Source organism: Hoeflea marina, assembly GCF_003182275.1.
GTDB lineage: Bacteria > Pseudomonadota > Alphaproteobacteria > Rhizobiales > Rhizobiaceae > Hoeflea > Hoeflea marina.
The window spans coordinates 1-24,861 of record NZ_QGTR01000008.1; the positions used below are offsets into that span (position 1 = coordinate 1).

General features: G+C 64.5%; 20 protein-coding genes and 1 pseudogene. 7 read left to right on the forward strand and 14 right to left on the reverse strand.

Annotated features, from left to right (window positions below):
• Positions 1-561 precede the first annotated feature (561 nt).
• The 10 genes from DFR52_RS22550 to rsgA all read right to left on the reverse strand — a co-directional run bounded on the left by DFR52_RS22550 (position 562) and on the right by rsgA (position 12,096).
• On the reverse strand, positions 562-1,149 hold the full coding sequence (locus tag DFR52_RS22550; protein WP_245415455.1) for a hypothetical protein: 588 nt from the start codon (positions 1,147-1,149) through the stop codon (positions 562-564).
• Between the two features lie 52 nt (positions 1,150-1,201).
• Positions 1,202-3,127: a methyl-accepting chemotaxis protein gene (locus tag DFR52_RS22555; protein ID WP_110034345.1), complete on the reverse strand. Its 1,926-nt coding sequence runs from the start codon at positions 3,125-3,127 to the stop codon at positions 1,202-1,204.
• A gap of 453 nt (positions 3,128-3,580) precedes the next feature.
• Positions 3,581-4,582 (reverse strand): LLM class flavin-dependent oxidoreductase, encoded by a 1,002-nt coding sequence (locus tag DFR52_RS22560; RefSeq protein ID WP_110034346.1) that lies wholly within the window; start codon positions 4,580-4,582, stop codon positions 3,581-3,583.
• A gap of 292 nt (positions 4,583-4,874) precedes the next feature.
• Positions 4,875-5,276, reverse strand: coding sequence for a (R)-mandelonitrile lyase (locus DFR52_RS22565; protein WP_110034347.1), 402 nt, complete (start codon positions 5,274-5,276; stop codon positions 4,875-4,877).
• Positions 5,277-5,506: 230 nt separating this feature from the next.
• The gene (locus DFR52_RS22570) at positions 5,507-6,292 is read right to left on the reverse strand and encodes an ABC transporter ATP-binding protein (RefSeq protein ID WP_110034348.1); all 786 of its coding nucleotides are present in this window, start codon (positions 6,290-6,292) and stop codon (positions 5,507-5,509) included.
• Positions 6,289-7,047 carry an ABC transporter ATP-binding protein gene (locus DFR52_RS22575; protein WP_110034349.1) on the reverse strand — a complete coding sequence of 253 codons (759 nt, stop codon included), beginning with the start codon at positions 7,045-7,047 and terminating at the stop codon, positions 6,289-6,291. The genes DFR52_RS22570 and DFR52_RS22575 overlap by 4 nt, the downstream gene beginning before the upstream one ends.
• An 18-nt stretch (positions 7,048-7,065) precedes the next feature.
• Positions 7,066-8,277 carry a branched-chain amino acid ABC transporter permease gene (locus tag DFR52_RS22580; protein WP_110034350.1) on the reverse strand — a complete coding sequence of 404 codons (1,212 nt, stop codon included), beginning with the start codon at positions 8,275-8,277 and terminating at the stop codon, positions 7,066-7,068.
• Positions 8,278-8,280: 3 nt separating this feature from the next.
• The gene (locus tag DFR52_RS22585) at positions 8,281-9,312 is read right to left on the reverse strand and encodes a branched-chain amino acid ABC transporter permease (RefSeq protein WP_110034351.1); all 1,032 of its coding nucleotides are present in this window, start codon (positions 9,310-9,312) and stop codon (positions 8,281-8,283) included.
• Between the two features lie 111 nt (positions 9,313-9,423).
• Positions 9,424-10,767, reverse strand: a complete 1,344-nt coding sequence (locus DFR52_RS22590) for a substrate-binding protein (RefSeq protein WP_110034352.1) — start codon at positions 10,765-10,767, stop codon at positions 9,424-9,426.
• Between the two features lie 213 nt (positions 10,768-10,980).
• Complete coding sequence (gene rsgA, locus DFR52_RS22595; protein ID WP_245415456.1) at positions 10,981-12,096, reverse strand: ribosome small subunit-dependent GTPase A; 1,116 nt, start codon at positions 12,094-12,096, stop codon at positions 10,981-10,983.
• A gap of 240 nt (positions 12,097-12,336) precedes the next feature.
• Between rsgA and DFR52_RS22600 the strand changes: the two genes are divergently transcribed.
• Positions 12,337-12,582 (forward strand): hypothetical protein, encoded by a 246-nt coding sequence (locus tag DFR52_RS22600; RefSeq protein ID WP_110034353.1) that lies wholly within the window; start codon positions 12,337-12,339, stop codon positions 12,580-12,582.
• 30 nt (positions 12,583-12,612) lie between these two features.
• Positions 12,613-13,275 (forward strand): annotated as a pseudogene (locus DFR52_RS22605) (glycosyl transferase family 90); the annotation flags it as partial.
• Positions 13,276-13,296: 21 nt separating this feature from the next.
• On the opposite strand, the gene DFR52_RS22610 reads toward DFR52_RS22605, so the two are convergent.
• From DFR52_RS22610 to galE, 3 genes are all read right to left on the reverse strand, one after another.
• On the reverse strand, positions 13,297-14,196 hold the full coding sequence (locus tag DFR52_RS22610; protein WP_110034355.1) for a hypothetical protein: 900 nt from the start codon (positions 14,194-14,196) through the stop codon (positions 13,297-13,299).
• 304 nt (positions 14,197-14,500) lie between these two features.
• Positions 14,501-15,196 carry a putative nucleotide-diphospho-sugar transferase gene (locus DFR52_RS22615; RefSeq protein WP_158285024.1) on the reverse strand — a complete coding sequence of 232 codons (696 nt, stop codon included), beginning with the start codon at positions 15,194-15,196 and terminating at the stop codon, positions 14,501-14,503.
• A 151-nt stretch (positions 15,197-15,347) separates the two neighbouring features.
• Positions 15,348-16,361: a UDP-glucose 4-epimerase GalE gene (gene galE / locus DFR52_RS22620; RefSeq protein ID WP_110034357.1), complete on the reverse strand. Its 1,014-nt coding sequence runs from the start codon at positions 16,359-16,361 to the stop codon at positions 15,348-15,350.
• A gap of 269 nt (positions 16,362-16,630) precedes the next feature.
• On the opposite strand from galE, the gene glf reads away from it, so the two are divergent.
• Positions 16,631-17,800 carry a UDP-galactopyranose mutase gene (glf, locus tag DFR52_RS22625; protein ID WP_110034358.1) on the forward strand — a complete coding sequence of 390 codons (1,170 nt, stop codon included), beginning with the start codon at positions 16,631-16,633 and terminating at the stop codon, positions 17,798-17,800.
• A 43-nt stretch (positions 17,801-17,843) separates the two neighbouring features.
• On the opposite strand, the gene DFR52_RS22630 is transcribed toward glf, so the two are convergent.
• The gene (locus DFR52_RS22630; protein WP_110034359.1) at positions 17,844-19,271 is read right to left on the reverse strand and encodes an aldehyde dehydrogenase family protein; all 1,428 of its coding nucleotides are present in this window, start codon (positions 19,269-19,271) and stop codon (positions 17,844-17,846) included.
• A gap of 365 nt (positions 19,272-19,636) precedes the next feature.
• Between DFR52_RS22630 and DFR52_RS22635 the strand changes: the two genes are divergently transcribed.
• The 4 genes from DFR52_RS22635 (at position 19,637) to DFR52_RS22650 (ending at position 24,827) form a co-directional block, all read left to right on the forward strand.
• A complete protein-coding gene (locus tag DFR52_RS22635) occupies positions 19,637-20,824 on the forward strand; it encodes an MHYT domain-containing protein (RefSeq protein ID WP_245415460.1) in 1,188 nt (395 codons plus the stop codon).
• A gap of 197 nt (positions 20,825-21,021) precedes the next feature.
• Positions 21,022-21,888 carry an FAD binding domain-containing protein gene (locus DFR52_RS22640; protein WP_110034360.1) on the forward strand — a complete coding sequence of 289 codons (867 nt, stop codon included), beginning with the start codon at positions 21,022-21,024 and terminating at the stop codon, positions 21,886-21,888.
• 12 nt (positions 21,889-21,900) lie between these two features.
• Positions 21,901-22,401 carry a (2Fe-2S)-binding protein gene (locus DFR52_RS22645; RefSeq protein ID WP_110034361.1) on the forward strand — a complete coding sequence of 167 codons (501 nt, stop codon included), beginning with the start codon at positions 21,901-21,903 and terminating at the stop codon, positions 22,399-22,401.
• Entirely contained in the window at positions 22,398-24,827 is a 2,430-nt protein-coding gene (locus DFR52_RS22650; RefSeq protein WP_110034362.1) for an aerobic carbon-monoxide dehydrogenase large subunit, read from the forward strand. Before DFR52_RS22645 ends, DFR52_RS22650 begins: the two co-directional genes overlap by 4 nt.
• The last annotated feature ends 34 nt before the right edge of the window (positions 24,828-24,861 follow it).

Here is a 24,861-nt window from a genome sequence, read left to right on the forward strand (position 1 = left end):
AAAATTGCCCTGGGACATACCGGCCTGGATCCGGTGACGGTGATCACGCTTCATGCATCCCGGTCTAATGGCATTGCCCGCCGACCGGTTCACCGCTGGTTACTGAGTTCTAAAGATCTATGGTTAATCCATGGTTAATGCAAACACCAATCATTCGCAGTCCGCCTGTGTGACATTTCGCCCACCTCTGGTTCTGGGCGGATGGAGCGAGGCTGGAACATTTCCGGACGAAGTGAATTTCACTTCGCCGCAGGACAGCGCGACCAAGCAGAAGCTTTGGGCGCGTCTGCGATTCAATGAATGGCAGGAGCGCTCTGAGCGGCCGCCGCATCGGCCCGTGACGGGCAGCGGCGGCGCGGCGCGCATCGTCGGGCCGCAAGGCGGCGGGCTCGGGTAAGGGGACCGGCGCCGAGCGTCGGGGACCGCGGGCAATCGGTTCCGGGAGCGTCGACCGCAGCGGCTGGCCGGTTGCTCAACGCAGAAGCCCCGCCGTGATGGGCGGGGCTCGATTGGCGGGCGGTGCGGATCCTGCGCCGGGATTACCGGCGAAGGATGGACCGGTTACAGATTTTCGAGGTTGATGCCAATGGTGATGGCGCCGATGGCCTCGCCGGTGGCCGGATCGACGATGGTCTCGCTGACCTGCGACTGCAGCGCCTGGGTCGATTCGTCCGTCTCCACCTCATCGACGAAGACTGCACCGGGACCCATGGCGAAGGTCTTCTGCCATTTGGCTTCGTCGCCCTGCCAATAGTCCGAGGTCACATCGCTCTGGCCCACATTGAGACCGTGCGCATCGGTCACGAACACTTCGGTGATCATGTCGCCGGACGCCGCCTTCTTCTCGCTGAGGAACTTCGACAGCGCATTTCCGAGGACCGCATCGACCATCGGCTTGCTGCCGGCTGTCGCCTGGGCGCGCCAGTCCTGGTCGAGCTTGTCGATGTCGGCCTGGGTGATGCTGGCATTGGCGGCATTCTGGGCCTTGATGGCGTCAACGACGGTCGCGTCCGAGAGCCACGGATCGATGTTGGCGGCGACATACTCCTTGATCGGCGCGACATGCGCCTCTTCGGCGAGCGCCACACCCGCTGTGAAACAGTAAAGGCCGGCAGCGGCGATGGATGTGGCAAGCTTCATGTTCAGCATAGTGATATGTCCTTTTGATAGGTTTCTAGGGAGTTCGGCATGCTTGTAGAGTTCAGAATTCGCTCCATGCGTTGCTGTCCTCGGCCAGCGCGGTGTTGCCCGCGACCGACAGCCTGGGCGCGGCGGCGCGGCGTGTTGCCGGCGTCGCTGCGGACGCCGTCGCGACTGCAGCGGGTCGCACCGGTGCGGTGGCGACGACCGGCCTAGGAGCGTTGGAGGATGCAACGGTGAAGCTCTGGACGATCTGCGACAGGCGCTGGCATTCGGCGCCCAGACCCTGGGAGGCGCGGTGGCTTTCCTGAACCATCCCGGCATTCTGCTGGGTCATCACATCCATCTGGTTGATGGCCGTGTTGATGTGGGAGAGGGCCACGGCCTGTTCACGGGCCGAGGTGCTGATGGCATCGATCGTCGAGGAGACCTCGATCACCTGTGTATCGATCAGGGTAATGGCCTCGCCGGTCCGGTTGACCAGCGACACGCCGTTCTTCACCTGCTTGTCGGATTCCTCGATCAGCTGCTTGATTTCCTTGGCGGCATTGGCGGAGCGGCCGGCAAGTTCGCGGACTTCCTGCGCCACCACGGCGAAGCCACGGCCGGCCTCTCCGGCGCGGGCCGCCTCGACCCCGGCATTGAGCGCCAGAAGGTTGGTCTGGAAGGCGATCTCGTCGATGACATTGAGGATCTGCGCGATCTTGATCGAGGACTGCTCGATGCGGCTCATCGCATCGATGGCCTGCCGCACCACGTCGCTCGACATCTCGGTGCTCTTGCGGGTCGACCCGACCAGTCCGCCGGCTTCGACTGCCTTGGTGCTGGCAGCCTGCACCGTGGCGGTGATCTGGTCCAGCGCGGCGGCGGTCTCCTCGAGCGACGCGGCCTGCTGTTCGGTGCGCCTTGCCAGCTGGTCCGTGGATTGTTCGATGTCGCTCGACGAGCGGGAAACCGAGCGCTGCGCGTCGTCGATGGTGGCAACGGTGTCGGAAAGGGCGACGATGGCCCGGTTGAAATCGTCGCTCAGCTTCTGGAAGTCCGCGCCGAGATCCGGCACGCGCACCGTCAGGTCGCCCGAAGCCAGGCCTTCGAGGGCCCGGCCCAGTTCGGCCACGACGGACTGCTGCGCCCGCATCGCGCCCTGGGTCGATTCGGCGTTCGAGAGCCGTTCGCTGTCGAGCTGCACGCGCTGATGCTCCATCTCGATGTCTGCCTGCTCCTTGGCCTTGGCCGCATCGCAGAAACCGGTGAGAGCACGGGCGATGACGCCGACCTCGTCCCCTTTGCCGGCATGCGGAACAGCGCTGTCAAAGTCGCCCTGCTGCAGGCCGATGATGCGGCGATTGATGTCGGCCAGCGGCCTGCCGACGAAGCGGCTCATGGCAAACAGCAGCAGCGCCACGGACACGGCAAGAATGGCGACCTGGAAGCCGATGCTCTTGAAGGCGAATGTCATTGCCGAGGCTGAAATCGCATCGGTTGTCCAGACGGTGCGGATCTGGCCGAGCGAGGCGCCGTCCTTGTCGGCCGGAAGCGGGGCGGCAACGTGAATGTGCCCGTCAAGCTCGCTCACCTCGGCGGCCTCGCCGGCGAGTGCCGCGGGCGCGGCGATCGAGCCGGAGACTTGCTCGCGGAAATCCCCGTCCCGCGCCCAGCTGTCGACCAGCACCCCGTCCTTGTTGAAGGCGGAAAATCCGATCAGGGCCAGTCGTGGATCGCTTTCATAGACCTGATAGGCGGCGCGGATCGCATCGACTTTGCCCCACTTGACGCCGCCGGACGCCTGCGCGCCTATCAGCACGGTGTCCTTCGACCAGTTGCGGATCGCGGTGGTCTTCTGCAGCGACTCCGACATCCCGCTGGTCACCAGCCCCATCACCAGCAGGCCGATGAAATTCACCACCACGATGGCGATGGCCACCTTCTTGGTGATGCTGATGCTGCTGCCGGCTCCCGCCGCCTGTGTCGAAACTTTCTTGGTCATCTGTCAGTCCCTGGAATATAGGCCGGAACCCCGACCTGTCGCCTCTTGCAAGCCCCTCGCCCGCGGGTTGGATTTCCCGCGGCTTGAACAGAACGGCCATCTTTTCGCGTTCAGGTTCACATCGGGTTGCTTAAGGAACTCATAAAGGCCGATGGCGAGATCGAACCACCAATTCATCTGTCGGACAGCAGGGTGCATCGGGTGACGTGTCAGCCACCCTTTGGTCGTTGATCGACAGGACTTTTCATCCTAATGTTTTAATTGATGATTTTCGAGCGGTGAGGGGAAAGGTCGACGCCGCCTCAGCGGCAGGCGGCCGTGCGGGATCACCGCAGGAAACGACTCCGGAGCCGCCATGCGGCTCCTCGATGGCAGGACGCAATCACTGGAATCGGGGTGCCCTCATCATGAGGCGACCACCGATCTCACCTTGAAGAGCGGCCAGCTGCCGCTTCAGGCATGCGCCGAAACCGTCATGTCGGCGAGAATGTCGGCGGCGATCCGGAACGATCTGAGCCTTGCGTCGTGATCATGGATCTGGCCTGTGAGGATGAGCTCGTCGGGCGAATACCGGTCGATCAGCTGCGCCAGTTGGGTCCGCACTGTGCCCGGGGACCCGACCGCCGAAATCCGCAGCGCCTCGTTGACGCCGGCGCGCATATGCGGCCCGATCTCCGCATCGATGTCATCGACCGGGCGCGGCAGCTTGCCGGGCATTCCGCTGCGTAGCCGCGCGAAGGCGAGCTGCATGGTTGTGCGCAGATAGGCGCCCTCCGCGTCCGTGTCGGCGGCGAAGACATTGACCGCCAGCATGAAGTGCGGCTGGTCGAGATGCACCGACGGCTTGAAATAGCGCCGGTAGATCTCGGAGGCTTCCTCCAGCGCCGCCGGAGCGAAATGCGAGGCGAACGCGTAAGGCAGGCCGAGATGGGCGGCCAGTTGCGCCCCATAGAGCGACGAGCCGAGGATCCAGATCGGAACCTTGGTACCTTCGCCGGGATGGGCGCGGACAGCCGCGCCCGGCTGCCGGTCACCGAGGTAGCCCATCAGTTCCACCACGTCCTGCGGAAAGCCGTCCGCCTCCTGCAGACCGCGGCGGAGAGCCCGCGCCACCGCCATGTCGCCGCCGGGCGCCCGGCCGAGACCGAGATCGATGCGTCCCGGATGGATGGTGGCAAGCGTCCCGAACTGCTCGGCGATCACATAGGGCGAATGGTTGGGCAGCATGACGCCGCCGGCGCCGACGCGGATCGTTCTGGTGGCAGAGGCGATGTGGCCGATGAGCACCGATGTGGCGGCGCTGGCAATTCCAGGCATGTTGTGGTGCTCCGCCAGCCAGTAGCGGAAATAGCCCCATTCCTCGGCGTGGCGGGCCAGATCGACCGAATTGGCGATCGCGCCGCCGGCATCGGTACCTTCCGGCACCGGGGCCAGATCGAGAATGGAATAGCGCATCGGAATGTCCTCACTGGGCCGCGCGAGCCACGCCCGGCCTGACATGCCGGGGTGACATGCCGGGGGGCGCCTGCGGTTGATGATCCTGGCGGCGGAGATGCCGGGCCGGCCTCCGTCGCGTCTCGGTCATAGATAAGATGCCGCGCGCCGATTGAAAGACCCGGTTGCCGCGCGGCTGGATTTATCCGTTGATCATCATGGATTTGCCCCGGTGCCGCCCACCGGCGCCAACGGGAGGGGTGCTGGGCGGCTCCGCTCCGGCCGACCGCGGTCGCGGCTGCAGGGCGCCCTCTCAGGCGCCGCCGGCATATTGATCGTCGTTGACCTGCTCGAGCCAGTCGACGGGCTTTCCGTCCAGTGCCTCCTGGATGGCGATGTGGGTCATGGCCGTGTTGGGCGACGCGCCGTGCCAGTGCTTTTCGTGCGGCGGAATCCAGATCACGTCGCCGGGATTGATGGCCACCAGCGGTCCGCCCCAGGTCTGCGCCAGACCCGACCCCCCAGTGACGATCAGGGTCTGGCCCAGCGGATGCGTGTGCCAGGCGGTGCGGGCGCCCGGCTCGAAGCTGACGCTCGCCGCGCGCACGCGCGCCGGCTCCGGCGCCTCGATCAGCGGATCCTGGCGCACCTGCCCGGTGAAGTATTCCGCCGGCGGCGTCACCGACGCGCGCGAACCGTTGCGCTTGATATCCATGGGGGCTCCTCCGTGTCTGGGCGCGGGGTCCATCCTCCGCGCCAGGCCCATCCTGTCACATCCGGAGCCGTCCTCAACCCCTCAACCGTACCAGGCGGTCCGCGGCGCGGACGCCGCGATCGCTGGAGCATCCGGACGAAGTGAATGCCACGTCGTCGCGAGACAATGCGACAGATCAGGAACGCGGAGCGCCTCTGCGATTTCAGCGAGAATCAGAGCCGCTCAGGTTCCTAGATCGCCAGGTAATCATGCCTGAGCTGCTCGTTGTGCAGCACCTCGTCGGCGGTGCCGTCGAAAACCACTTCGCCCGATTCCAGAATCACCGCGCGATCTGCAAGCTTGAGGGCCCGAACCGCATTCTGCTCCACCAGGATGGTGGTGATGCCCTGTCGCTTGATGATGTTGAGCGTCTTTTCGATCTCGTCGACGATGACCGGGGCAAGACCCTCGTAGGGCTCGTCGAGAAGCAGGACCTTGATGTCCCGCGCCAATGCCCGGCCGATCGACAGCATCTGCTGTTCGCCCCCCGAAAGGGTGACGCCTTCCTGCTTGCGGCGCTCTCCCAGCCGCGGGAACAACTCGTAGATCCGCTCCACCGACCAGCCGATCGGCGGGGCGATCTGCGCCAGCTGGATGTTTTCCTCCACCGTCAGCCCGGGGATGATGCGGCGGTCCTCCGGCACCAGCGCCAGGCCGGCGCGGGAGGCCTCGTGCGAGCTCATCAGGTGAAGCGCCTGATGATCGAGCCAGACTTCGCCGCTGGTCATCAGCGGCGAGCCGATCTGCGCGATGGCGCGCAGCGTCGAGGTCTTGCCGGCGCCGTTTCGTCCGAGCAGCGCCAGGATCTCGCCCTCGTGCACGTTAAAGCTGACGCCCTGGACGATGTAGCTCTCGCCGTAATAGGCGTGAATGTCATGGACCGACAGAAACGCCGGCGCGGTAGCCGCATGGTTGGCGTCCCTGGAAAAGTCCGGACGCGCAGTCTGCTTGCTCTTGTCGAGTTCGATCTGGCTCATGCTGCGGCCTCTCCCAGATAGGCTTCCTTCACTTTCGGATGACCCTTGATGTTCTCGGGCGTGTCCTCGACCAGCGGCGAGCCCTGCGCCAGCACCGTGATCCGCTTGGCCAGCGAGAACACCACATGCATGTCGTGCTCGATGATCACCATGGTGATGTCGCGGCTTTCGTGGATGTGGTTGAGCAATTCGATCGTGTTGTTGGTGTCCGCCCTGGCCATCCCGGCGGTCGGCTCGTCGAGCAACAGGAGCTTCGGCTCCTGGACAAGGCACATGGCCATCTCCAGGCGCCGCTTGTCGCCGCGCGAAAGCGAACTGGCCGTCATGCCGCGCTTGTCGATCATCGCCACATCGGAGAGCATCTGCTCCGCCTTTTCGATGATGCCTTTTTCGCTGGCGATCGATTCAAGCGCATGCAGCCGGAACGTCCCGTCGCGCTTGGCAAAGCAGGGAATCAGCATGTTCTCGAAGACAGTGAGATCGCCGAAGATCTCCGGCGTCTGGAACACCCGTGAAATCCCCATCTGGTTGATTTCGTAGGGCTTGCGGCCGAGCACCGACTTGCCGTCGAACATCACGGTTCCCGTGTCGGGGACCAGCTTGCCGATCAGCACGTTCAACAGGGTCGACTTGCCGGCGCCGTTGGGGCCGATGATCGCATGCACCGTGCCCTGGGCGATATCGAGATTGACGTCGCCCAGCGCCTGCAGGCCGCCGAACCGCTTGTTGACATTAGAGACTTCGAGAATTCCCATATCTGATATCTCCGCCGATCAGTTGACGTGCGCTGTCGGCTTCGGATGATGCTGCGCATCCTTGCCGGGCGTGTTGCGGTTCCTGCTCCTGCCGGTGACCAGCCGCCAGATCCGGTTGCCGCCTTCGATCAGCCCGCCGGGCAGGAAGATCACCACCATCATGAACAGCAGGCCGAGCGTCAGCGACCAGCCCTTGCCGATGAAGGGGTGCACCATGAAGACGATCGCGTCTTCCAGCCCGTCCGGCAGGGCCGCGAACCATGTGTGCAGGATGTCATCGTTGATCTTGGAGAAGATGTTCTCGAAATACTTGATGAAGCCCGCTCCCAGGATCGGCCCCATCAGCGTGCCGGCGCCGCCGAGGATGGTCATCAGCACCACTTCGCCCGATGCCGTCCACTGCATGCGTTCGGCGCCGGCGAGCGGGTCCATCGAGGCCAGCAGTCCGCCGGCGAGCCCGGCATACATGCCCGAGATCACGAAGGCGGCCAGCGTGTAGGGACGCGGGTTGAGTCCGGTATAGGTCATCCGCGTCTGGTTGGTCTTGATCGCCCGCAGCATGATGCCGAAGGGTGACCGGAAGATCCTCAGCGACAGGTAGAACACGATGATGGCGATGATGGCGCAGAAATAATAGCCGTTGTTGAAGGTGAACTGCCAGCCGCCGACATCGATCTTGGCGCTCTCGTTCATGACGATGCCGAAGAAGTGCGGGCTGTTGGGGCTGCCGGCGCCCATCAGGATCTGCGGATCGTCGGTGTAGACCTGCAGGCCGGTCTCGCCGTTGGTCAGCGGCGTGAGCACGGAATAGGCCAGATTGAATGACATCTGGGCGAAAGCCAGCGTCAGGATCGAGAAGTAGATGCCCGACCGGCGCAGCGAGATGTAGCCTATGAGAAGTGCGAACAGCCCCGCCGTGACCACCGCGAGCAGCAGGCCGGGCACCACGTTGTAGCCGAGCAGCTTGTACATCCACACGACGGAGTAGGAGCCGACGCCGAGGAAGGCTGCGTGGCCGAAGGAGAGGTATCCGGTCAGTCCGAACAGGATGTTGAAGCCGATCGCGAAGATTCCGTAGATCGCGAAGCGCTGCATGAGGTCCGGATAGCCGGCGTTGAACTGCGCCAGGACCGACCCTTCCGGGAACGGCTGCAGCAGGATCGGCGTCATCAACGTCAGAAAGATGACGACGACAAGGAAGGTGGTGTCTTTCTTGCTCAGTCCCAGCATGGATTATTCCTCCATCACGCCTTTGCGACCCATCAGACCGCGGGGGCGGGTCAAAAGGATGATGATTGCAATGAGATAAATGATGATCTGGTCGATGCCGGGGATCAATGACTTGACTTCGTTCATCGAGGCAAAGCTCTCGACGACGCCGAGCAGGAAGCCTGCCAGCACCGCGCCCGGCAGCGACCCCATGCCGCCGACCACGACGACGACGAAGGACAGCACCAGGAAGTCCATTCCCATGTGATAGTTGGGCGAGTTGATCGGCGCATACATGGCGCCGGCCATGCCGGCCACCGCTGCGGCTATGCCGAACATAATGGTGAAGCGCTTGTCGATGTTGATGCCGAGCAGGCCGACCGTCTCCCGGTCCGCCATGCCGGCGCGGACGACCATGCCGAAGGTGGTGAACTGCAGGAAGGCGAACACTGCGGCGATGATGACGGCCGAGAAGGTGAAGTAGACCAGCCGCCATGCCGGGTAGATGATGGTGTTCTGGGCATAGCCGATCAGCACGCCGAAATCGATCGAGCCGCGGAAGGCGTCCGGCGCGGGCGTCGGGATCGGATTGGCGCCGTAGAAATACTTGATGATCTCCTGCAGCACGATCGCCAGTCCGAAGGTGACGAGGATCTGGTCGGCATGCGGGCGCTTGTAGAAATGCTTGATCAGGCCGCGTTCCATGATGAAGCCGAGTGCCAGCATCACCGGAATGGCAAGCAGGATGGAGAGCGGCACCGACCAGTTGATGATCGAACCTCCGAGCTCCGGACCGAACAGGGATTCCACCATCGGCGTCCGGATCTGCGCCGGATTGCCGAGAAAGTCGAGTTTCGTCGGGTCCAGCGTGACCTTCGAGATGTTGAGCATCGACTGCATCGCCACCGCGCAGAAGGCGCCGATCATGAACATCGCGCCATGGGCGAAGTTGACCACGCCGAGGGTGCCGAAAATGAGCGTCAGGCCGAGCGCGATCAGCGCATAGGCGCTGCCCTTGTCGAGCCCGTTGAGAAATTGGAGAATGAGAGCGTCCATGGTGCCAACCGATCGATCAAGCGTAACCAGCGAAGACTTGAAGGCAGGGTAAAGACCGCCGCGCCGGTCCCGAGGGGCCAGCGCGGCAATTCATGCCTCGATACAGACCGCTTACGCGCCCGAATTGCACTTGCCGAGGTTACCGCCGGCAAACATTTCGTTTTCTGGTTCGTAGGTCACCTGGGCGACCGGCGTGACTTCGACGATGTCCACGAGGTGGAATTCGTCCTGGGGATTTTCCGCGCCGCGCACGACGAGAACATCCTTGAAGCACTGGTGGTCTTCCTTGCGGTAGAGCGTCTTGCCGTTGCCCAGTCCGTCGAATTCGAAGCCTTCCAGCGCCTCGACCACACCGCAGGGGTCGAATGTGCCGGCGCGTTCGACGGCATCGGCATAGAGCAGCGTCTGGGCATAGCAGGTCTGGGCGGCCTGCGACGGCGGGAAGCCGTACTTCTCGCCGAACGACTTGACGAACGACTTCGTGCCTTCGTCCTCGAGCTTCCAGTCCCAGTTCTGCGAACCGACGATGCCTGCAATGTTCTTGCCCGCACCCTTGGCCATCAGCTCCGAATAGAGCGGAACGACGATTTCGAAGTTCTTGCCGTTGACCTGCTTGTCGCGCAGGCCGAACTGCACGGCCTGGGTCAGCGAGTTGACCATGTTGCCGCCGTAGTGGTTGAGCACCAGCACGTCGGCGCCCGAGTTGAGCACGGGCGCGATGTAGGACGAGAAGTCGGTCGCGGCCAGCGGGGTGAGCACCTTGTTGACCGTCTTCCAGCCGAGGGCTTCGGTGGCGGCGATCATCGAGGCTTCCTGGGTCCAGCCCCAGGTGTAGTCGGCGGTCAGGTGATAGGCCGAGCGGTCTGTGCCGTAGAGGCTCTTGAGCACGGGTCCGAGCGCTGCCGCCGACATGTAGGCGTTGAAGAAATGGCGGAAGCCATTGGCCTTCTTGTCCTTGCCGGTGGTGTCGTTGGAGTGGGTCAGGCCGGCCATGAAGATGACGCCGGCTTCCTGGCAGAGGCCCTGCACGGCGACGGCCACGCCGGAGGACGAACCGCCGGAGATCATGATGGCGCCGTCCTTCTCGATCATCGACTTTGCCGATGCGCGGGCTGCGTCGGACTTGGTCTGCGTGTCGCCCGACACATAGGCGACCTTCTTGCCCAGGATGCCGTTGCCCTTGAGCATCTTCGAGGAGAAGGTGCCGATCATGCCGCCGTCGCCCTCGCCGTTGAGGTGCTCGACCGCCAGCTGGAAAGCACGCAGTTCATCGGCGCCTTCGTCGGCATAGGGACCGGACTGCGGCACGTTGAAGCCGAGCGTCACGGTGGCGCCCTTCGGTTCATTGACATAGGCGTAGGCGTTGCGCGTGAAAATGGTCGGCAGCGCCAGGCCGGCGCCGATGGCCGCACCGGACTTGATCAGGCCGCGGCGGTTGATTTCAAACTTGGACATTCGATCCTCCCTCTTGAGAACGCTGCAAGGCTCCCGACCCCACAGAGATGCTGTGACTAGCCCACGCACACCAACATGAGTTTTGGTCTTCACGCTATGCAACTATGGTATATTTCGCGCGACCAGCGGAGACTTGCGGCAAGCCGGAGCAATGCGCTGCTTCAAAGCTGGCGCGTGAAGGCGCAACTCTTCGCACTGCTCCGAAGTATCCGGTCAATCCTCGTCGGTGTCCTCCCGGATGCGCGGCGGCCGCGCGGTGGAGCGCCGGGCAGGCCGCTGCCTGGCCATGCTCAGGCTCTCGGAGTTTTCGGCTTCCTCGGCCACCAGCTTGCGCCAGCGCTCAAGCCGTTCGGCATCCATCTCCCCGGCGGCGATGGCCGCGCGCACGGCGCAATCGGGCTCGTCGCCATGCTGGCAGTCGGTGAAGCGGCAGGACTTCGCCAGATCGGTGATCTCGGCGAACACCCTTCCCAGGCCTTCCTTCACATTGGTCAGCTGCAACTCGCGCATGCCCGGCGTGTCCAGAAGCCAGCCGCCGCTCGACAGGCGATAGAGCTCACGTCGTGTCGTCGTGTGCTGGCCCTTGTCGTCGTTCTCGCGGATCCCCCTGGTGGCCGCCCGTTCGGACCCGATGAGCGAGTTGATCAGCGTCGACTTGCCGACGCCCGACGATCCGACAAAGGCGACCGTGCGGCCATGGCTGCACCAGGGCAGCAGCCGCCTGGCCGATTCGGGATCGCGGGCATCGAGCACCTCGACCTCGAGCCCGGGCATCAATTTCGCCGCGGTCTCGACGAACGGCGCCACGTCGTCGACCAGATCCGCCTTGGTCAGCACGATCACCGGGGTCACGTCGGCCTCGCGGGCGACGGCGAGATAGCGCTCGAGCCGGGCGACATTGAAATCGAGATTGCAGGAGGTGACCACGAACAGCGTGTCGATGTTGGCGGCGATCAGTTGCACCATGCGTCCCTTGCCGGGCGCCCAACGCTTGAACAGGCTCAGCCGCGACAGCAACCGCTCCGGTCTCATGGTGTCGGGATCGACGAGCAGCCAGTCGCCGACGGTGGCCTGCGCGGTCTCGCTGCCCTCGATGCTGAGATAGGGCGGGACGGTGGTTTCGACCGCGGCGCCGGAGACGAGCAGCCCGTTGCGGTTGACCGCCATCACCCGGACCGGAATCAGCTCGGCTTCGGTCTCATCCGCAATCTGGGCGGTGAAGAATGTCCGCCAGCCCAGGTCGGCGAGCGCCTGCGGATCGCCGCCGGTGGTGCCTTCGGTGGACATGGCGCCGGTCGTCGGTCCCGCATCCTTTTCCGGACGCTTCATCGCATGGGTCTCATGGGCACGAACCACTCCTGTTGACAGCGCCCAGAGACGGAATCGGCACCGGCCTGTCAAGGGCAATGGCGCCATTGATCGCCATCGACTTGCCGGACCGTCAGACACTGAAGACCGCGTTGGGCGCTTGCGGAGATCCTTATGAACGGGCCATACATGATTCCGGGATGGCCGGGGCTCGCCGTCGCCTGGCGTCGGGCAGCAACATCTGGTCAAGGAGACGCCGCCGTGAGTGCAAGCAAGCCTTTCAGAAAGCCTCTTCGCAAGGCGAAGAATTCTCTGCGCCGGCTCGTCGGATTGCCGCCGCGCCGCGACGAGTACTATATCGATTTCATCATTCGGCGCGGCGCGAACCTCGAGTTCCAGTACAACGATGCCCACCAGTCCCGGCAGGAGGCGATGATGCATCTCCTGCTGGAAGCCCTCAAGACGATCAAGTACGAGGCGCGGACCAACAGGAGACTGACCTGCTAAACCTCCGATCGCCCGCCCGCTGAGTCGTCACGGCCGGCGATGAGTTTCTCGGCGGTTCAGGGATCGGAGACCATCATCGCCGTCCCCGACTTCAGCTTCTGGAACTGGCCTGAAGTGGGGATCGATGATTACACGCGATTGATTGGGGAAATGGCCATGGCGGGAGACCAGCCGCCCGCCGACCAGCGCCTGTTCTGGATCGGCAACAGCGCAACCAGCCCTGTTCGCGAACGGTTGATGGAGATAGCGCTCGGCGATCCGCGCATCCACGCCATCGACATCACCTGGATCAAGCAGGAAGGACCGGAGCGCTGGGCCAGCGACCGGAGGATGGACACCCAGGCGGCGCAATATGTCAGCCTGCCGGACCACTGCCGCTACAGGTACCTGCTCGACATCGAGGGCATCGGCTATTCGGCGCGGCTGAAGATCCTGCTGTTTTCCGGGCGCCCGGTGTTCATCCAGGACAGGCCCTGGAAGGATTTCTTCTTCGACTGGATGGAGCCTTTCCAGCATTACATCCCCGTCGCCGGCGACCTCTCCGATCTCGGCAGGCAACTGGACTGGGCCGAGGCCCATCCGGAGGAGTGCGCGAGGATCGCGGCCAACGCTCTCGAATTTGCACACCGCCATCTGACCCGGGAGGCGGCCATCCTCCATCTGCGCAAGGTCATCACGGATCTGTTGCGCTGATTTTTTGCCGCCCCTGCCGCATCAGTCTCTGATGACGCGGGCGGCAAATTTCTGGAACTGCTTGAGGATGAACGAGCCAGGCCCCCTGCTGGTCCTGGCGTCATGGATGCGGCGTGCGCCCCTGACCCGCGTCAGGTGCTTTTCGACAGACCGGCTGTCGACGAGTTCGTCGGCCGCCGGGAAGACAAAGGCCATCGCATCGGTGCGATTGCGGAAGCGGCTGAGATCCTTTCCATGCATGCCGCGGGAGTAGGGAATCAGAAACGCCTCGTCCTTGCCGACGCTGTAGGAAGATGTCCCGGCGCCGACGGCGCGGCTGTGGATGGCCGCGATCTCATCGAGCACGAAACTGCGCGCCGGGCGATGCTGGATCACCTCCGCGAACCGGGCGATCAGCGGCTCGAGGCCCCAGCCGACCGTGATGTAGCCGTGAATGTGCAGCAGCGGCAGGACGCACCGTTCGAAGATCTCGCCGCTGTAGCAGGGCATCATGATTTCCACGACGCTCGTGGCATGGCAGACGGCATCATAGAGGCGATGCGTGTGCTCCCACCCGGGCGAGAAATTCTCGTTGGCCACCGCCGGCTGGAATATGTCGGCGCCGATGTCCCGCGCCAGCGCGAAGGCCCTGGCGATGTCGGTCGCCCCGCCGGGAAATTCGAGGTCGTCATCGGGAAGGAAGACATAGTCATAGCTCGAAAACGCGGGCAACCGCTGCTCGCGCGCGATCCGTCCGAGTTCGCGCACCAGCGCCCATTTCTGCCCCTGCATCGGGAAGAACCGGTCGCAGGTCTGCCGGAAGCGGGCGGCCGTGCCCGCGTCGCGGCCCCAGTGACACACCCACAGCTCGAAATCCCGCTCCGAGGCATAATGCTCATGCAGCGAATCGTCGCCGGCCATGACGATGACGAGATTTTTCATGCCAGTCCTCCTCACCGACGCGGTTCCTGGAGCATGTCCAGACGAATCGGATTTCACTTCGTCGTGGGACAATGCGACAGATCAGAAGCCTGGAACGCCGCTGCGATTCAATGAAAAGCAGAAGCGCTCCAGCTTCGCTTCCGACGCGGTCCCGCCTGTCTCCGAACCGCTACTATCGCGTTCACGGCAAAGCAACAGCCATGACTCGCCATTGCGGCCTCCGTCCGCCCATGCTCCGCCGCGCGGCCGGAAGCGGGCCGGGGCGCGGTCGAATTCCGGGCACCCCGTACCCGAACCTTCCGACCTAGAGCCGCGCTTTGATCTTCGCCAGCAGCCGCGAGATCCTGGAATGCATCCGCCAATAGGTCGCGCCGAAGCGGCGGACCCGATTCAGCTCGGCGAACTGGCGCAGTTTCTGTCCGACGCCGTCGGCTCCGACCGTGCAGTTCGCATGATAGGCCACGATGTCGGTGGCGGGCGGCCAGCCCTGGGATCTGGCGGCAAACTGCAGCGGCAGATAGGCCCATTTGCCGGCTGCCTGCTTGCGGATGAGACGGTTGATGGCATCCTGATCATTGAGTCCGGGGGTCGACCGCATCATCGCCAGGGCATCCCGGAAGAGCTGCTCCACCGCCGCATTGCAGCGCATGAGAATGAGCCCCGCATTGACGTCATCGCTTCCGCCGACATGCTCTTTCTGGAACCAGATATCGATGTCCTGGTCAGTCAGAAGCCCGGCGATGATTGGGAGCGGGTCGCCGAAATAGACGATGTCGACATCGCTCCAGATGATGGCTTGGCCGGCGTTGGCGGCAATGCTGTCGAGCACCAGCCCGATCTTCGCCTCGATGCTGCGAAGAAAATCCGGCGCGCCGAAATCACCGCTCCCGACGATTTCGAAACGGGTGGAATGGTCTTCGAACTGTACGGGCAGCGACGGCAGAAAGTACTCGCGATACAGCATCTCGTGAGACGGTGTATAGCAGGAATATATCTTCATCGCGCCCCCCCGGAATGCAGTCAGGCGCATGCCTGTCAGCCCCATCGCCATCGCCTATACAGACTTGGTTCTGGAATCAAGGATGAAGCTTCTGGCCGACGGCGTTGCAGCGGGCCGGCGGTCGCCGCGCGCCCTGACCCGTGGGCGGCGGTCAGGCATGCATCCGTGCATGCCATTCGGCCGCCGTTTCGATGATCCGCGCAAGTTCTGTGAACCGCGGCGTCCATCCGAGCTCTGTCCGGGCCCGCGTCGCATCGGCGACCAGCACGGCCGGATCGCCCTCTCGCCGGGGCCCTTCGACGACAGGGACCTTGCGGCCCGTCGCCGTCTCCACTGCCGCGATGACGGCGCGGACCGAATGGCCGCGATTGGTGCCGAGATTGTAGGCCCCCGATCCACCGCCGCCCGCCAGCCTCGCCAGCGCCTTGACATGGGCCTCGGCGAGGTCGCCCACATGCACATAGTCGCGAACGCAGGTGCCGTCCTCCGTGTCGTAATCGGTGCCGCAGATCGTCACCGCCTCGCGGAGCCCGCGCGCGGCATCGAGAACAAGCGGAATGAGGTGGGTCTCCGGTGTGTGGCACTCTCCGAGCCCGGCTTGCGGACAGGCGCCCGCCGCGTTGAAATAGCGCAGGGCGGTCCAGCCGATCCCGTGCGCGCGGGAGAAGTCGGCCAGCATCTGCTCGACCATCAGCTTCGACCGCCCGTACGGATTGATCGGATTCTGCGGCGTCGCCTCCGTGATGGGCAGCGACCGCGGGATGCCGTAGGTCGCGCAGCTGCTCGAAAACACCATGCGGGGAATGCCATTGTCGCGCATCGCCTCGAGCAGCGTCAGCGTTCCGGCGACATTGTTGCGATAGTACCGGCCGGGATCGGCCACCGACTCTCCCACATAGGCGAAGGCGGCGAAATGCAGCACGGCCTCGGGCCGGTGCTGACGGATGACGGCGTCGAGGCGATCGCGGTCGCCGATGTCGCCGCGCTCCAGCGGTCCCCATTTGACGGCCCACTCATGGCCGAAGACGAGATTGTCGTAGACAATCGGAAGCAAGCCCGCCTCGGCAAGCGCCCTGCAGGCATGCGATCCGATGTAGCCGGCGCCGCCGGTGACAAGCACCCGCGCACTGCCTGCAGGTGCTTTGACCGGTTGGGCTTTGCTCATAAGGGGTCCGATCCGCCGCGATGGCGTTGGGGTGGGACCGAAGGAGCCTGATTCGCCCGCCCGGTGACGCTTGGTCGTCCAGATTGCGCGATACCGCGGGGGGAAAGCAAGCAGGCGCACACAATGGAAATGCGGGACAACCGCCCCTGCCTGCCGATCAGCCGAGATATCGTCTGGCGCTGGTTTTCTCCCTCCTTTATGGTCCGCCCGCGGGCTGACGCCGACCGGGTCCACGGTTTCGAAGCCGGCTTTCGCGGAACGGAGTTTGCATGGACATCCTCGACAAGGCCGATCTCGTGATCGTCGGAGCCGGATTCTACGGCGCCACCATCGCCGAGCGCGCCGCCAACGAGCACGGCCTCAAGGTGGTCATCGTCGAACGCCGCGGCCACATCGGCGGCAATGCCTATTCCGAGACCGATCCGGACACGGGAATCGAGGTGCACCGCTACGGACCGCACATCTTCCACACGCCGAATGACGCCGTCTGGTCCTACCTCAACCGCTTCACCTCGTTCACCGACTACACCCACAGGCCGTTTTCCGTCTTCCGCGGCCAAGCCTATTCGCTGCCGATCAACCTGGCGACGATCTGTCAGTTCTTCCGGAGGCAGTTGTCCCCCGACGAGGCCCGGGCGCTGATTGCCGGACAGGCGGCCGAAATGGCGGGACGGGAGCCGGACAATCTCGAGGAGAAGGCGATCTCGCTGATCGGCCGTCCGCTCTACGAGGCCTTCATTCGCGGCTACACGAAGAAGCAGTGGCAGACCGATCCGCGCGACCTGCCGGCATCGATCATCTCACGCCTGCCGGTGCGCTACACATTCGACAACCGCTACTTCTCCGATCCGCATCAGGGCATGCCGCTGAGCGGCTACACCGCAATCTTCGATCGCATGCTCGATCACGAGAACATCCATGTGCTTCTCGATTGCGACTGGTTCGAGCTTCGCGATTCGATCCCCAGGGCGGTTCCGACGGTCTACACCGGCCCGATCGATGCCTATTTCGGATTCAGTGAAGGCCGTCTGGGATGGCGCACCTGCGATTTCAGCCGTTCCGTCGTTGCCACCGGCGATTACCAGGGCACGGCGATGATGAACTATGCCGATGAGGAGACCGCGCACACGCGCATCGTCGAGTACCGCCACTTCCATCCCGAGCGCGATTACCCCGTCGACCGCAGCGTCATCGTGCATGAATATGCCCGCAGCGCCGGAGCGGGCGACGAACCCTACTATCCGATCGACACGCTCGCCGACAAAGCCCTCTACCTGCGCTACCGCGCGCTCGCCGACCGGGAGCCGAACGTGCATTTCGGCGGCCGGCTCGGCACCTACCGCTATCTCGACATGCACCAGGCCATCGGCGCCGCGCTCAAGGAGTGGGAGCGCTTGAGAACCTCCGAGTTCGCTCACGGCCGGAAGGCTCCGGCCTGACCGGTGCCTTCCGGCCGGTCAGGCAGGCGGCCGGGCTCGATGGTCAGGCGCCGTAGCCGACGATGCCCTTGATCTCGAGGAAGTCGTGGATGGCCCAGTCGGCGTATTCGCGGCCGTTGCCCGATTGCTTGTAGCCGCCGAAGGGAGCGAACGTGTCCCAGTCGGGATAGTTGAGATAGACCGAGCCGGCCCGCATGCGCGTGGCGACCCGGCGGGCATGCTCCAGGTCCTGCGACTGGATGTAGGCGGCGAGGCCGTAGACCGTGTCGTTGGCGATCTCGATGGCCTGCTCCTCGTCGTCATAGGGCAGGATCGACAGCACCGGCCCGAAGATCTCCTCTCTGGCAATCCGCATGTCATTGCTGACATTGCCGAAGATCGTCGGCCGCACATAATAGCCGCGGTTGAGATGCTCCGGCCGGCCCGGCCCGCCGGTGACCAGCGTCGCCCCCTCCTGGATGCCCGCATCGATCAGCGCCTGGATCTTGTCGAACTGCAGCCGGCTGACGACGGGTCCGAGAACGGTCTCGGTCGAACGCGGATCGCCGACGACGAAGCCTTCCGCCGTCTTCCTGGCGATTGCCAGGGCCTCGTCGTGCTGGCCGCGGCTGACCAGCATCCGGGTCGGCGCATCGCAGGACTGGCCGGAATTGCCGAAGCAGCCCTCCACACCCTTGCGGACGGCAATCTCGAGATCGGCGTCGGGCAGGATGATGTTGGCGGACTTGCCGCCCAGTTCCTGCGCCACGCGCTTGACCGTGTCGGCCGCCGTCTTGGCGACGATGATGCCGGCGCGGGTCGAACCGGTGAAGGAGACCATGTCGACATCCGGATGGCCGGCCATCACCTGTCCGACATCGGGACCGTTGCCGTTGACCATGTTGAACACGCCCTTCGGCGTGCCGGCAGCCTCCATCACCTCGGCAAAGACGATCCCGCTGATCGGGGCGATCTCGGACGGCTTGAGCACCACGGTGCATCCGGCGGCGAGCGCGGGCGCCACCTTGCAGACGATCTGGTTGAGCGGCCAGTTCCACGGCGTGATCAGGGCGCAGACGCCGATCGCCTCCTTGACCACCATGGTCGTGCCGCGCAGCTCGGAAAACGAATAGTCCTCGAGCGCCTTGATGGCGGCCTCCATATGCGCCCGGCCGGCCCAGGCCTGCGCGTCGCGCGCCCAGCTGATCGGCGCGCCCATCTCCTGGCTGACGGCCTGCGCGATGTCCTCGAACCGGTCGTTGTAGACCTCGAGGATCCGCCTGAGCAGCGTCAGGCGCTCGGTTCTGGTGGTCACCGAAAAGGCCGGAAAGGCCGCCCGGGCGGCCGCCACGGCGCGGTTGACGTCGGCGGCCGAGCCCAGCGATATCCGCGTGTAGGCCTCTTCCGTCGAGGGATCGATGACATCGAGCAGTGCCGGCACCGCCGGGTCGACCCACTCGCCGTTGATGTAGAATTTGGTGTGGTTGCTCATGCGATGCTCCTGGATTGAATTCGGGAATGCGGATCTGGCTCGGCCCGCGGGACCGCGGCGGACCGCAGCGGCCGCGCCGCGCGCCTTGCCTCGTCTGCCCCGGGTCGACTGCCGCCGTCCGGGGTGTTCGCCGCGCAGTCTAGGGCATCGGCGGCGAAAGACCATGCCGGCAAGCCATCTTGCTGCGGAAAACCATGGGCGCCCCGGTCCGGCGGCGGCAACCGCACGGCCGTCGTGGGGCCATGCGGTTGCCGCGGTGGCCGAAGGATCGCGAAGCGGTGGAACTTTATAAATGACTCATGCTAGCCTGACGCCATGATTGAGCAACCGACATGCCTGCCCGGCGGGACCAGCCCGTGATCTCCATGCATCACAACCTCTATCTGGTCGCGCTGTCGATTCTGGTCGCCATCCAGGCGAGTTATGTCGGGTTGAACCTGGCGCTTCGGATACCCGCGGCCTTCGCCATTGATCGCCGGCTGCTGATTGCCGCCTCCGCGATCACGCTGTCGGTCGGCATCTGGAGCATGCATTTCATCGGCATGCTGTCCATGGGGATGGCCTCGAAGGTCGACTATCTCGTGCTTCCGACCCTGCTGTCGCTGCTGCTCTGCGTTCTGGTCACCGGCATTGCCGTCTATCTGGCCAGCCTGCGTTCCCGGCACCTGCTGGCGGTCGCCGCCGGCGTGATGGGTCTGGGCATCACCACGATGCATTATGTCGGCATGATCGCGCTCAACTCCAGCGCCCGCATGACCTACGATCCCGCCTATGTCGTGGTGAGCTTCGCCATCGCCGTTACGGCATCGGGCCTGGCGCTGTGGCTGGCGTTCTCGGCGGAGCGCCGGCCGCCGCTGTTTCTCTGCGCCACCTTTCTGGGCTGCGCCGTTTCTGGAATGCACTACACCGCGATGGCAGGCACCGCGTTCGACTTCTCGATCGCCGGCCAGACGGTGCCGACCTCCTTCATCTCCAGCGACACGCTGGCCGTCATCGTCAGTTTCGTGGCCTTTGCGATCTCCGGCATCTTCATGCTGACGCTGGTGCCGATGCGAGCGGCGGCAGACAGGGGAAATCCGACCCCCAGGACGCCGCAGGACGGCGCCGACGATTTCCACGACGCCGGGCTCCCGGGCGGCGCCGCTGCCGATCCCCGCGCCGGCAACCCCGCCGGCCTGCTCGATGCCGCAGCGTCCGGTCTTCTGCCGATCGAGAAGAACGGCAACCGGTTTCACATCGCCGCCAATGAAGTGGTCTCCGTGCACGCCAATGCCCATTACACCTATGTCTTCAACGGACGCGACGACCTCTTCTGCCCGCTCTCGATCACGGAGATCTTCGAGCGGCTTCCCAAGCCGGCCTTCTACCGCACCCATCGCAGCTACATCGTCAATCTCGAGCATGTCGGCCGAGTGAAGAAATCCGGCGACGCCGCGGTGGCGGAACTCGATTCGCCGGTGCGGCGGACGGTGCCGATCAGCCGTGCCCGCGTCGCCGATCTCAGGCAGGAACTCGCCGCCCATCAGTCGCGCCGGCACTCCGGAGTCCTCTGAGTTACGTCAACACTGTTGACGCAGTTCGTGCAGCCCGACCGTATTTCATGCATATATGCGGTGTTCGTGCGCCGGCGGCTGGCCCGCGCCGACGCAATACCCTCTCATCTTGTCACTGGTGAAGACCGAACGCGCTCCCGCTCCGGCGGAGGGACGGGCAGCGTCGCTTCATCTGCCAAGCTTTGGGAGGAGCGAGAATGATACCTGGCGCATTCGACTATCATCGACCCGCAACCATCGAAGATGCCGTTACCCTGCTGGCCAGCCTTGGCGAGGAGGCGAGCATCCTCGCGGGCGGCCACAGCCTGATCCCGCTGATGAAGACCCGGCTGGCCTCGCCCGATCACCTCGTCGATCTTTCCGGGATCGGCAATCTCAAGGGCATCACCGTCGCGGGCGGCGACATCGTCATCGGCGCCATGACGACGCAGTTCGAGCTGATCGCGTCGGAGGACCTCGCCCGGCACATCCCGATCATCGCCGAAACCTCGCGGCTGATCGCCGATCCGCAGATACGCTACAAGGGGACATTCGGCGGCAATGTCGCCAATGGCGATCCGGGCAACGACATGCCGGCGCTGATGATGGCCCTCGGCGCGACCTATCGCGTCCACGGCCCGGATGGCGGCCGCGACGTCGCCGCGCGCGAGTTCTACCATGGCGCCTATTACACCGCCCTCGAGCACGGGGAGATCCTGACCTCGGTGCGCATCCCCGTCCCCCCGGCGGGACACGGCTACGCCTACGAGAAGCTCAAGCGCAAGGTCGGCGACTATGCCACCGCCGCCGCCGCCGTCGTCATCACCATGGCGGGCGGCACCTGCACCAGCGCATCCATCGGCCTGACCAACGTCTCGGAAACCCCGCTCTGGGCCTCGGAGGCCTCCGCGCTGCTCGTCGGCACCCGCCTCGACAAGCCCTCGGTGGACGCCGCCCTGGCCGCGGCCGAAGCGATCACCAACCCTGCCTCCGACATGCGGGGGCCGGCGGAATATCGCACCAAGATGGCCGGCATCATGCTCAGACGCGCACTTGAGCGGGCCCGGTCCCGCACCGAAGCTTGAGGGGGAACTCCGATGACGAAATCGCATATCGAACTGACGATCAACGGCAGGACGGTGGAGGCGCTGGTTGAACCGCGCACGCTGCTCATCCATTTCCTGCGCGAACAGCAGAACCTGACCGGCGCCCATATCGGCTGCGACACCGGTCATTGCGGCGCCTGCACCGTCGACATGGACGACATGTCGGTGAAGAGCTGCATGACCTTCGCTGTCCAGGCCCACGGCGCCAGCATCACCACCATCGAGGGTGTCGCCAACGCCGATGGCACGCTCAGCGCCCTGCAGGAAGGTTTTCGCATGATGCACGGCCTGCAATGCGGCTTCTGCACGCCCGGCATGATCCTGCGGGCGCACCGGCTGCTGCAGGAAAATCCCGCGCCCACCGAAGACGAAATCCGCCACGGCATTTCCGGCAATCTCTGCCGCTGCACCGGCTACGTCAACATCGTCAAATCCATCCAGTATGCCGCCGCGAAGATCAACGGCACCCCGTTCCAGGAGGCTGCAGAATGAACGACCAGACCAGGATTGACCAGGACCGCGCCGAGCGCACCGAAAAACTCCAGGGCATGGGCTGCAAGCGCAAGCGCGTCGAGGACATCCGCTTCACCCAGGGCAAGGGCAGCTATGTCGACGACCTGAAGCTGCCCGGCATGCTGTTCGGCGACTTTGTCCGTTCGCCGCACGCCCATGCGCGCATCAAGAGCATCGACACCAGCCGCGCCAAGGCCTTGCCGGGCGTCATCGCCGTGCTCACCGCCGCCGACCTCAAGCCGCTGGGGCTGCATTACATGCCGACGCTCGCCGGCGACGTGCAGGCGGTGCTGGCCGAGGAGAAGGTGCTGTTCCAGAACCAGGAAGTGGCCTTCGTCATCGCCGTGGATCGCTACATCGCCTCCGACGCCACCGAGCTCGTCGACGTGGAATACGAAGCGCTGCCCTGCATCGTCGATCCGTTCAAGTCGATGCTGCCCGACGCGCCGATCCTGCGCGAGGACATTCAGGACAAGATGACGGGCGCCCACGGCCCCCGCAAGCACCCAAACCACATCTTCGAATGGATGATCGGCGACAAGGAGGCCACCGACGCGGTCTTCGCCAATGCCGATGTCACCATCAAGGAAATGCTGGTCGACCACCGCACCCATCCCTCGCCGCTCGAGACCTGCCAGTCGGTGGCGTCCTTCGACAAGGTGAAGGGGGAACTGACGCTGTGGGGCACGTTCCAGGCGCCGCACGTCATCCGCACCGTCGTCTCGCTGATCTCGGGGCTTCCCGAGCACAAGATCCACGTGATTGCGCCCGACATCGGCGGCGGCTTCGGCAACAAGGTCGGTGCCTATGCCGGCTATGTCTGCTCGGTGGTCGGCTCCATCGTGCTCGGCGTGCCGGTCAAGTGGGTCGAGGACCGGATGGAGAACCTCTCCACCACGTCGTTTGCCCGCGACTACCACATGACCACCGAGCTTGCCGCCACGAAGGAAGGCAAGATCCTCGCCATGCGCGTGCACGTGCTCGCCGACCACGGCGCCTTCGACGCCTGCGCCGACCCGTCGAAATGGCCTGCCGGTTTCATGAATATCTGCACCGGCTCCTACGACATTCCGGTGGCCCATCTCGCCGTCGACGGTGTCTACACCAACAAGGCGTCGGGCGGCGTGGCCTACCGCTGCTCGTTCCGGGTCACGGAAGCCGTCTTCGCCATCGAACGGGCGGTCGAACTGCTCGCCCACAAGCTCGGCATGGACGCCGCCGAACTGCGCATCAAGAACTTCATCAAGGCCGAGCAGTTCCCCTACCAGTCCGCGCTCGGCTGGGAATATGACAGCGGCGACTATCACACCGCCATGAAGAAGGCGATGGACACCATAGGCTACAAGGAGCTGCGCGAAGAGCAGGCCAGGAAGCGCGAGGCCTTCACCCGCGGCGAAACCCGCGAGCTGATGGGCATCGGCATCTCCTTCTTCACCGAGATCGTCGGCGCGGGTCCGGCCAAGAACTGCGATATTCTCGGCATCGCCATGTTCGATTCGGCGGAAATCCGCATCCACCCCACCGGATCGGTGATCGCCCGCATGGGCACCAAGAGCCAGGGACAGGGCCACGAGACCACCTACGCCCAGATCATCGCCACCGAGATCGGCATTCCGGCCGACGACATCATGATCGAGGAAGGCAACACCGACACCGCCCCCTACGGTCTGGGCACCTACGGCTCGCGCTCCACGCCGGTGGCGGGTGCAGCAACCGCCGTGGCCGCCCGCAAGATCAAGGCCAAGGCGCAGATGATCGCCGCCCACATGCTGGAAGTGCATGAAGGCGACCTGGAATGGGACGTCGACCGTTTCCGGGTGAAGGGGCTTCCGGAGAAGTTCAAGACGATGAAGGAAATCGCCTGGGCCGCCTACAACAGCCCACCCCCGAACATGGAGCCGGGCCTGGAGGCGGTCAATTACTACGAACCGCCGAACATGACCTATCCCTTCGGCGCCTATTTCTGCGTCATGGACATCGACGTCGACACCGGTGTCGCCAAGACGCGGCGCTTCTACGCGCTCGACGACTGCGGCACCCGCATCAACCCGATGATCATCGAGGGCCAGGTGCATGGCGGGCTGACCGAAGCGTTTGCCTGCGCCATGGGCCAGGAAATCCGCTACGACGAGCAGGGCAATGTCATGGGCGCGTCGTTCATGGATTTCTTCCTGCCCACCGCGGTGGAGACCCCGCACTGGGAAACCGACCACACCGTCACACCCTCGCCGCATCACCCCATCGGCGCCAAGGGCGTGGGCGAAAGCCCGCATGTGGGCGGGGTGCCGTGCTTCTCCAACGCCGTCAACGACGCCTATGCGTTCCTCGGCGCCGGGCACATCCAGATGCCGCACGATGCCTGGCGTCTGTGGAAGGTCGGCGAGAAACTGAACCTGCACCAATAGGATCAGCAAACCGGTGAAAATTCCACAGGAAGAG